The following is an 8,752-nucleotide window of genomic DNA, read 5'->3' on the forward strand; positions in this document are numbered from 1 at the left end:
TTCCAGGCCGAATGGCTCTTTCTGTTTACCGATAGTCACGGTTGCAGCTGAGCCAAATCCCATGTAACGAATGTACAGGTCTTCAGCAGTACCGCCGTCGGCGCCATCACTTTCAGCGACGTTGAACTGGGTCTTGTACGCCCAGTCGCCAAAGTGGCCCTTGGCGTAGAGGCGTGCCCGGCGCACATCGAAATCGGTAGTGTCAACACCGTTGTCGTCAGACTGCGTGGCGTCGTAATCCCACTGAATGCGCCCGCCGAGCTGAAAAGACGCAGAGTTATCCGACACTTTCACTTTGATACCGCTGTCGGTATCGATCACAAGGTCTTCGCCGCTGGTCGTAACGTTTCCGGCCTGTGCAGCAGAAGCGGCAGAAATCGCCAAAGCCAAGCCCAAATATTTCTTGCTCATGATCTGTCTCACCTTTTTCGGTTTGCTTGTGTGTGTTGAAGCGCTATTAAAGTCTATTTGGCAAAGATTACAGAATGGTTACAGAGAATGCATCAAAACAGGGCGCTGGTCCGGGCCGGTGACAGGTTCTGGGGCGCTAGGTGTTGGGTCGTTTTTCGGGGGCAAGCTCAGAATGTGCCGATTTGTCTCTATAATAATGATAAAAAAGAATAAATAAGATGTGGCAAGACTTTTGCTAAATCATATTTGGAGCAATGAAACCCAACCGAAGGTATCCATTATGAAGAAGCAGTTTTTCACCAAATCCGGATTTATCAGTATCACTTTGCTTGCAGCACTTCAGGCTGCGCCCGCCATTGTTAGCGCTGACGTCAGCTCAAATGTGAGCGCCAGCAGCAACTATCTGTTCCGGGGCGTCACCCAGACAGACGGGGCTGCGGCTGTCCAGGGAGGGTTGGATTATGAGCATGCGTCGGGCTTCTACGCCGGTGGTTGGGGTTCCAATGTCGATTTTGGTGACGGCACCAGCTATGAGCTTGATCTTTATGCCGGATTCTCCGGCTCTGTGGAAGAACTGGGTTATGACGTTGGGTACATTTATTATGCGTATCCTGACGCGCCGGACTCCATCGACTTCGGCGAACTGTACGGCGAGATCAGTTATGGCATTGCGGCCATCGGCCTGGCCTACACGATCAACAGCGACACCAGTGGTGATGGGGTGTTCGTGCAGGGGGATGCCTATTACTACGCCTCTGTTGGGGTGCCTCTGGAGGACAGCTACAGTGCCGGTGTGACGCTTGGCTATTACGACTTCGCTGATGACGGCAAGGCTTCTGTCGGCGAGGCAAGTTATTCACACGTCGCCGCCAACGTTACAAAGGATGCGGGAAACTTCGGTTCTTTCAGTGTTAACGTGGAGTACGCGGACATTGAGTCAACCGACGCGCTTGGCTCTGTCAACTCGGATGATCCGAAGTTCTGGCTGGGTTGGAGCAGGAGTTTCTGATCGGCCAAGTGATCACAAGCAATTCAGATCCAGAATAAAAAGCCGGCCCAAATGACGGGCCGGTTTTTATTTATCATGCAAGAACCCACCATCGTGCGCCTGCCTTGACGCCCGGTGACTCGACATCCTCGCCCTTACCTCTGCCCCCCCCTGCCGCCAAAGCTCATTTCTTATCCGGTGCCTGAATTTCAAACTGTATTAAAGGTTTGTCTGTAAGGTCGTTCCAGATTCCCACGCAAAAATGCTGACTCACTGACCTCAGTCAAACAGCCAGGATGATACTGAATGAACAAACGATTGTTGTTGTGCGCGATGATAGTTCCGGGAGCCTTGGCCGTCTCTCCTATGGTGTCGGCCCAGGCAAAAGAGAGTGTGTCGCTGAAAGAATATCAGCAGGCCAAAGCCAGCCAGGCTGTTTCCCTGAACCAGGCCATGGTGATGGCTTTCGAGAATAGCCCGGTATTGGCTTTGAGGCGGGCCGCGGTCTCGATACAGCAGGGACAGCTTGATCATGCCAGCCGCTGGGCGCCGAGCAATCCAGAGTTTGAGTTGGGGGCCCGTCAGGCCCCGGATCAGGCCGACGAGTCCCTGGAATATGGGGTGAGGGTTACTCAGGAGATCTGGATGGGTAATCGCGGCGACCTTGGGCAGTCGCGTGCCCGGAGTAATCTCACGTCCCGGCAACAGGAGCTTGAATACCTGAAGGTAGCCACCAAGGCGCGGGTGCGGGCCGCCTATTTCCGGATACTGCTGGCTCAGAAAGAGTTGGAAACCGCAACCCGTGCCGTTGAACTTATGCAACGCACCAAAGACCTGGTTGAAATGTCCGTAAAACAGGGTAAACAAACCCGGATTGATCTCAATACCGCAGTCATTGGGCTTGCCAGGGCCCGGAATCAAAAAGCCTCGGCGGAACAAAAGCTCGAGCAATCAAAAATTGACCTTACCGAAGTGCTCGGGGTGTCCCCCTCCGATGCCGTTGGGGTGACCGGCGAGCTTGATGTGACGCTCGAAGACCTGCCTCCGACCAGCCAGCTTGTCGAGATGGCACAGAGTCAGAGAGCGGACCTGAAAGCGGCGGCCGCCAGAATTGCAGCGGATGAATCTGGCCTTGAAGTTGCGAAAAGCCTGACGATTCCAAATCTGAAAGTCTTCGGATTTTATGATCGTGAGGAAGGCTCCAACCTTTTCGGTGCAGGGGTGTCGATGCCTTTGACCGTTTTTCATGATTATTCCGGTGAGCAGAGACAAGCTGCTGCGCGGCTGAAAACCTCCGAGCTTGAGGCAGAGGCCTTGCGCCTGGCTACAGAGCGTCAGGTTGTGTCAGCTGTGGCCCGGTACGAATCCACCGCCGTTCGGCTGCGCCAGATGAACGAGTCGATCCTGGAGCGTTCAGAGGAAACATTACAGTTGATGCAGAAAGCACTTCGGGCGGGCAAGGTCGGTGCCTCGGATGTTCTGGCGGCACAGGACAATCTCCTGTCGGTAAGGCAGGAATACGTTCAGGCGCAGAATGATTATATCGATGCCGTCCGGGCGCTGGAGATAAGCACAGGAGGTGCTCTGTCGATGTCAGCCGGTTCCTGAGGGTATGAAACTCAAAATTGACCGTTCTCTTAGTACCGTTCTCTAAATATTGAGGGTGAATGAATGATTCGCAATCTGAAGATACTGTTAATAGTTGTCGGCGCTCTGAGCTTGCAGCAGGCATACGCTGCCGGAGAAGCCGAGGGTGACCAGCACGAAAATGAAGAAGCCGAGCATGCCGGAGAGGAAAACCAGTCCCGCCAGATCCATCTGACGCCGGAGCAGACAGAGTTACTGTCGATTCAGACTGTGGCGGCTGCCAAGGGGCGCGCTGGCGCAATTGTTACGGCACCTGCCGAGATTCAGTATGTGCCGGACCGCGTGGCCGAGGTTGGTCCGCTGCTGGAGGGAAAACTGACAGGGTTGGCGGTTGATCTGGGGGATCGTGTCAATAAGGGGCAGTTACTGGCAACCCTGAACAGTGTGGAGCTGGCCCGGATTCGCTCCCGGTTAATCTCGCTGGAGGCCCGCAAAGAAGCGGCCGAGTCTGACTACAATCGTGAAAGGGAGTTGCAGGGACAGGGTATTTCCAGTGAAGAAGAGTTCCTGGATGCCAAGGCTGCCTTTCTTGAAACAAAAGCGGAGTACGATTCCGTGCGGGAACAACTGGCGGTTTACGGCAGCGAGTCGTCAGGTGACAGTGGGGGGCTGGCGCAATACGCGCTCCGCTCACCCATTGAGGGGCGTGTCGAGCAGATGCATGTTCGTCTGGGGCAAACGCTGAGTCCGTCGGATACGCCTTTCATCGTGGCGGATGCCTCGGTGTTGTGGGCCATTCTTCAGGTGTCCGAATCCGATATTGACCAGATTTCAACGGGAGACGAGGTTCAGATTTCCTCCAGGGATTCAAGTTCTGACCGGTTTCACAGTGGGCAGGTATCCTGGGTGTCGAGCATGCTCGATGAAAAGACCCGCACCATCCCGGTTCGCGTTGTGCTGGAGTCTCCCAGAGGCGACCTTCGCCCGAATACCTATGCCACGGCCAGAATCATGACGGAATCGGAGGCCTCACTGCCGCTGGTTCCGGATGATGCGGTTCAAACCATTGGCGATGACTCCGTTGTGTTTGTTCCGGGCGATGAGAAAGGGGCTTACAAGGCGGTTCCCGTCACGCTTGGCAAGGAGGCAAACGACTGGATCGAGATCAAGTCCGGCATTAGCGCAAACACGGAAGTGGTTTCAGTAGGCGCTTTTGATCTGATGTCGGCCATTACCGCCAGTGGCCGCAGCGCCGCTCACGGACACTAAACCCCGGGGGGAGCATGATCAACGCAATTGTGAATTATGCGCTGAACAATCGTCTGATGACGCTTGTTTTTGCTATCGCCGTGATCGTTGCCGGCGTATTTTCATTTCAAAAACTGCCGGTGGATGCGTTTCCGGACGCGACGCCGACCATGGTTCAGGTGTTTACCACCAGTCCTGGTCTGTCGCCGGTTGATATCGAAACGCTGATTTCCTATCCCGTTGAGATCAGCATGTATGGAATTCCCAAGCTGGAAAAAGTGCAGAGCACGTCGATTTTCGGGTTGTCGCGGGTGACCATCTATTTCGAAGATGGCACCGATATCTACTTCGCCAGGCGGCTGGTAAACGAACGGCTTTCCGAGGCCAAGCGCCAGATTCCCGAAGGGATGGGGCAGCCGGAACTCGGGCCCATAGCGAGCGGTCTTGGGCGCATCCTGATGTATTCCCTGGAAGCTGAGGATAAGGATCAATACAGCCTGCAGGAAATCCGCACGATCCAGGACTGGATTGTCAAGCCCCAGCTCAGAACCGTTCCGGGTGTAACCGGTGTGCTGTCCATCGGCGGCGAGGTAAAACAGTATCAGGTCAATATCGATGCGCAGAAGCTTCAGGCAAGGAACCTGACAGTGTCTGACGTTCGCGGCGCCCTCACCCAGAATAATCGGAACGTCGGCGCCTCTTTCATTACGCGAGGAGGTGAAGAGTATATAGTTCGCGGCTACGGTTGGGTTAATTCAGGTACCGAGGGCATCGAGGACATCCAGAACATCATTGTGTCCAAGAGTGAGGGAGAGTCTCCTATTTATGTCAGGGATGTGGCAGAGGTTAGCCTTGGACCGGCAATTCGCCGCGGCGCGGAGGTGTCCTCGGGCGAGGAGTCCGTGGGCGGCTACGTGATGAAGCTGATCGGAACCAACACCAGTCAGGTACTCGAGGACGTCAACGCAAAAATCGATGATCTGAACAAGTCACTTCCCGAAGGGCTGAAAATAGAGGCTTATTACTCCCAGGCGGAGTTGGTGGGCAAGGCCATAGGCACTGTCGAGAAAGCATTACTTGAGGGCTCGGTTCTGGTGCTGGTGTTCCTCTATCTGTTCCTCGGAAATATACGTTCCACACTGATCGTGGTGGCGACCTTGCCGTTGTCTGTGCTTTTCGCATTCATTGCGATGCGGATTTCGGGCCTGTCCGCCAATCTGATGAGTCTGGGGGGGCTGGCTATCGGCATCGGTATGATGGTGGACGGCGCCGTTGTGATGATAGAGAACATCTTCCGACATCTGGAAGAACGATCAGAGGAAAAGGTCAGTGTTCTGAGGCTTGTAGGTGAATCTGCCCGGGAAGTGGCTCGTCCGATTGTGTTTGCCATTGGCATCATTATTATCGTTTTTCTGCCGCTGTTTACGCTGCAGGGCGTTGAGGGCAAGCTGTTTTCGCCCATGGCCTACACCATCAGTTTTGCGTTGATCGGTGCGCTGTTACTCGCGTTGACGTTGGTGCCGGTTCTGGCCTCGCTGTCATTCAAGATGGGTGGACAACACAAAGAGCCGAAGCTGGTTCTGTTCCTGAACCGGCTATACAAGCCGGTGGTGAATACTGTCGTCAAAGCCCCTAAAATTGTAATGGGCGTGGCCGTCATTGCCTTTGCCGGCAGTCTCCTGCTGTTTCCCTATCTCGGGAGCGAGTTCGTGCCCACGCTCAGGGAAGGCACGTTCCAGATTCGCTCGACACTGCCTCCTGGAGCCAGTCTTGAATCCGCCATCAAGTATGGCAAACGGATTCAGTCCGTTGTCGATGAATTTCCAGAGGTCACCGGCACCTATGCCAGGATCGGTCGTGCCGAGGTGGGCGGTGATCCTGAACCCGTGAACGTTGTCGCGACGCTCGTCAATCTGAAGCCTCTGGATCAGTGGCGAGAAGATGTGAGCTATGAGGACCTTCAGAGCCGGATTGCGGAGTCTTTGGATGAGCGGGTTCCCGGGCTTGCCAACAATCTGTCACAACCGATTCAGCTCAGAACCGACGAACTCCTCTCAGGCGTTCAGGCGCAACTGGTTGCCAGCATTTTCGGCGACGACCTCGACGAGTTGGGCCGGATCGGCAAGGAAGTGGCGGCCCTGGCGAATGATGTGCCGGGGGCAACGGATGTGCGCGCTCAGCAGAGCGCAGGTAAAAAACAGATCGTTATTCGCCCCGACCGTGAAGTGCTGGCGCAGTTTGGCATCAGCATTGATAACCTGATGAGTACGGTCGAAACCGGGATTGGCGGTAAAGGCGCGGGGCTGGTCTTCGACGGTGTCCGGCGATTTGAGATCTTCGCCCGGCTGCAAGAGTCCTATCGCGGGTCCATCGATGAAATCAGAAAGCTTCCCCTCCGGGGTAATAGTGGCGAGCTCATCCCGCTTTCACGGGTGGCCGATGTTGAAATGTACGCTGGCCCCAAGAAAATTTCGCGCTCCAATGCCAGTCGGCGACAGTACGTGCAGATGAACGTACGTGGTCGCGATATGGGCGGTGTTGTTCAGGATTTGCGCAAGCGGATCGAGGAGCAAGTGGACATGCCGCCGGGGTATTTCGTGGAGTTCGGCGGTCAGTTTGAGAACCAGGAAAGGGCCATGGCTCGGCTTGCGATCGTTGTGCCCATTACCCTGGCGCTTATTTTCCTGCTTCTCTTTTCGGCATTCAGTAGTCTTCGCTATGCGGCGCTGATCTTCATGAATGTGCCCTTTGCGGTTACTGGTGGCATTGTCGCGCTGTTTGTGACGGGGCTTTACCTCTCTGTGCCCGCTGCCGTGGGATTCATCGCGGTGTTCGGCGTAGCCGTACTGAACGGTGTGGTGATGGTGAGCTACATCAATCAGTTGCGGGACGAAGGCTACGAAGTCATTGAAGCAGTCAAGTTGGGTGCTCAACGCCGTTTGCGGCCGGTTCTGATGACCGCCTCTGTGGCTATTCTGGGGCTGATTCCCCTGCTGCTGGCCGATGGCATTGGCTCTAATGTCCAACGGCCACTGGCAACGGTTGTGGTTGGCGGTCTGATCACGTCAACGTTGCTGACGTTGGTAGTGTTGCCCAGCGTGTATCAGTGGTTTGCATCCGAACGTCGTGACGTTGAAGTCTGATAGGCAGGAGAAGGCTTATGTATGAAATAAAGGCTTATGTCAGAGAGGTTATGGCAGAGCATGTGGTTGATGCTCTGGCCAGAGTCAAGGGCGTGACAAGCATTGCTGTCGTGCCTCTCAGCGAATTTGGTCATCTGGTCGGCGATGAGTCGCCTCTGGAGAAAGTGAAGATGGTCAAGCTGGAAGTAGACGTAGCGACCGATGATGTCGCTGGTGAAGTTGTGGAACTCATTGTCAGAACGGGCAGAACCCAGGATGGGCACCCGGGTGACGGCAAGGTACTTGTATCCCGCCTGGTTCGGGCTGTTCGTATCGAGGACGGCGAAACCGGTGAGAGTGCACTGGAGCCTGCTTCAAGCTAGTGCTCTGGAAACTGGATGGCGGTTCTGCGGCTTTTGGTTGCGGGCCGCCATCACAGTTCTATCTCCAGTTCCCAGCGATAGATCATATCGTCTGAGTCCGTAGTGAGGCCAAATGCAACGCCCGCCTGGAGTTCCAGAATACTGGAACCCATTCTGAACTCAGCCAGGATGGCAGGTCCCATCAAATGGTTGTTTTCGGCCCCGTAATACTCCAGCCCTGGCTGAAACGTGTCAGACTTCGTGTAGGCGAACTGTAATGAGCCAGTGGGCTCAAGCTGCTCGTCGTCTTCGCCAAATGAGCGGCTAACCAGAAGGTTCGTCAGGATGCTGTAATGCGCGTATAGCTGTCTCTCGTAAAGTGACCCAAGGGTCACTCCACCGGCTTTTTGGCCATGTTCTTTTGACAGTTCAATGAACAAGCCCGCAGCGCTCTCAGTGTCTTGAAAAAAGTTTCCAATCAGTTCGATTTCGTATTCCTCAAGTGAATACGCTCGCCCCGGTCTCTTGATTGCGTTGAAGTTAAGTTCGGCGCTCAGGCGTTCAGATAGCCCGTAACCCACCTCCCACTGATCGGCACGAAGGTTGTCAATTTCGCTCCCCTCACTGTCCAGAAACGCCCCAACCACTCCGATTTCGAGATCCCCCGCAGTTACCCGGGGGGAGTAAATTTCATCGACTGCGAGCTCTGATTTGACCGTGAGGGGCCATAACAGAACCAGGAAAGCCAGTTTGAGTTTGAATCCGTGGCGCGGTGCGCCTGCGTTATTCGTTGCTCGAGACATAGATCACCTTGAAGAAGTGACGGAAAGTAAGGGGCATCGAATGACAGGCTATTGATCTGAGCGCTACAGAAACATAAGTCTTTGGTACTCATTTTGTCCGTCAAAAGGACAGTCCGGGAATGCTGGTGGAGTTGGAGGGCGGTTTCTTTTGTGGATGACGCTTCGAATTCAAGTTCATTTCAACCTTTTCACTTACTATCTCCACCTCTACCTACCTTGTCATGGGCGTCT

At 54.7% G+C, this 8,752-nt stretch carries 7 protein-coding genes; 5 read left to right on the plus strand and 2 right to left on the minus strand.

All coding sequences use genetic code 11. The annotated features are described in order from the left end of the window. Nucleotides 1–411, minus strand: a 411-nt coding sequence (locus tag B2W52_RS20335) for a porin (RefSeq protein ID WP_286803990.1), incomplete at its 3' end; no start/stop codon positions are given. Between the two features lie 280 nt (nucleotides 412–691). Between B2W52_RS20335 and B2W52_RS20340 the strand changes: the two genes are divergently transcribed. From B2W52_RS20340 to B2W52_RS20360, 5 genes are all read left to right on the plus strand, one after another. After that, nucleotides 692–1,420 (plus strand): TorF family putative porin, encoded by a 729-nt coding sequence (locus B2W52_RS20340; RefSeq protein WP_062363658.1) that lies wholly within the window; start codon nucleotides 692–694, stop codon nucleotides 1,418–1,420. A gap of 285 nt (nucleotides 1,421–1,705) precedes the next feature. Continuing rightward, complete coding sequence (locus B2W52_RS20345; RefSeq protein WP_036208654.1) at nucleotides 1,706–3,007, plus strand: TolC family protein; 1,302 nt, start codon at nucleotides 1,706–1,708, stop codon at nucleotides 3,005–3,007. Nucleotides 3,008–3,070: 63 nt separating this feature from the next. Further along, nucleotides 3,071–4,255, plus strand: a complete 1,185-nt coding sequence (locus B2W52_RS20350) for an efflux RND transporter periplasmic adaptor subunit (RefSeq protein ID WP_036208657.1) — start codon at nucleotides 3,071–3,073, stop codon at nucleotides 4,253–4,255. Between the two features lie 14 nt (nucleotides 4,256–4,269). Further along, complete coding sequence (locus tag B2W52_RS20355) at nucleotides 4,270–7,377, plus strand: efflux RND transporter permease subunit (RefSeq protein WP_036208660.1); 3,108 nt, start codon at nucleotides 4,270–4,272, stop codon at nucleotides 7,375–7,377. Nucleotides 7,378–7,394: 17 nt separating this feature from the next. Beyond that, a complete protein-coding gene (locus B2W52_RS20360; RefSeq protein ID WP_036208664.1) occupies nucleotides 7,395–7,739 on the plus strand; it encodes a P-II family nitrogen regulator in 345 nt (114 codons plus the stop codon). A 50-nt stretch (nucleotides 7,740–7,789) separates the two neighbouring features. On the opposite strand, the gene B2W52_RS20365 is transcribed toward B2W52_RS20360, so the two are convergent. Further along, nucleotides 7,790–8,521: a hypothetical protein gene (locus B2W52_RS20365; protein WP_041333833.1), complete on the minus strand. Its 732-nt coding sequence runs from the start codon at nucleotides 8,519–8,521 to the stop codon at nucleotides 7,790–7,792. Between the last annotated feature and the right edge of the window lie 231 nt (nucleotides 8,522–8,752).

The organism is Marinobacter sp. UBA2498, from assembly GCF_002341575.1.
GTDB lineage: Bacteria > Pseudomonadota > Gammaproteobacteria > Pseudomonadales > Oleiphilaceae > Marinobacter > Marinobacter manganoxydans.

Bases quoted from the DNA above. Each gene is read 5' to 3' on its own strand.
- B2W52_RS20340 (WP_062363658.1), top strand. From the start codon at position 692: ATGAAGAAGCAGTTTTTCACCAAATCCGGATTTATCAGTATCACTTTG.
- B2W52_RS20345 (WP_036208654.1), top strand. From the start codon at position 1,706: ATGAACAAACGATTGTTGTTGTGCGCGATGATAGTTCCGGGAGCCTTG.
- B2W52_RS20350 (WP_036208657.1), top strand. From the start codon at position 3,071: ATGATTCGCAATCTGAAGATACTGTTAATAGTTGTCGGCGCTCTGAGC.
- B2W52_RS20355 (WP_036208660.1), top strand. From the start codon at position 4,270: ATGATCAACGCAATTGTGAATTATGCGCTGAACAATCGTCTGATGACG.
- B2W52_RS20360 (WP_036208664.1), top strand. From the start codon at position 7,395: ATGTATGAAATAAAGGCTTATGTCAGAGAGGTTATGGCAGAGCATGTG.
- B2W52_RS20365 (WP_041333833.1), bottom strand. From the start codon at position 8,521: ATGTCTCGAGCAACGAATAACGCAGGCGCACCGCGCCACGGATTCAAA.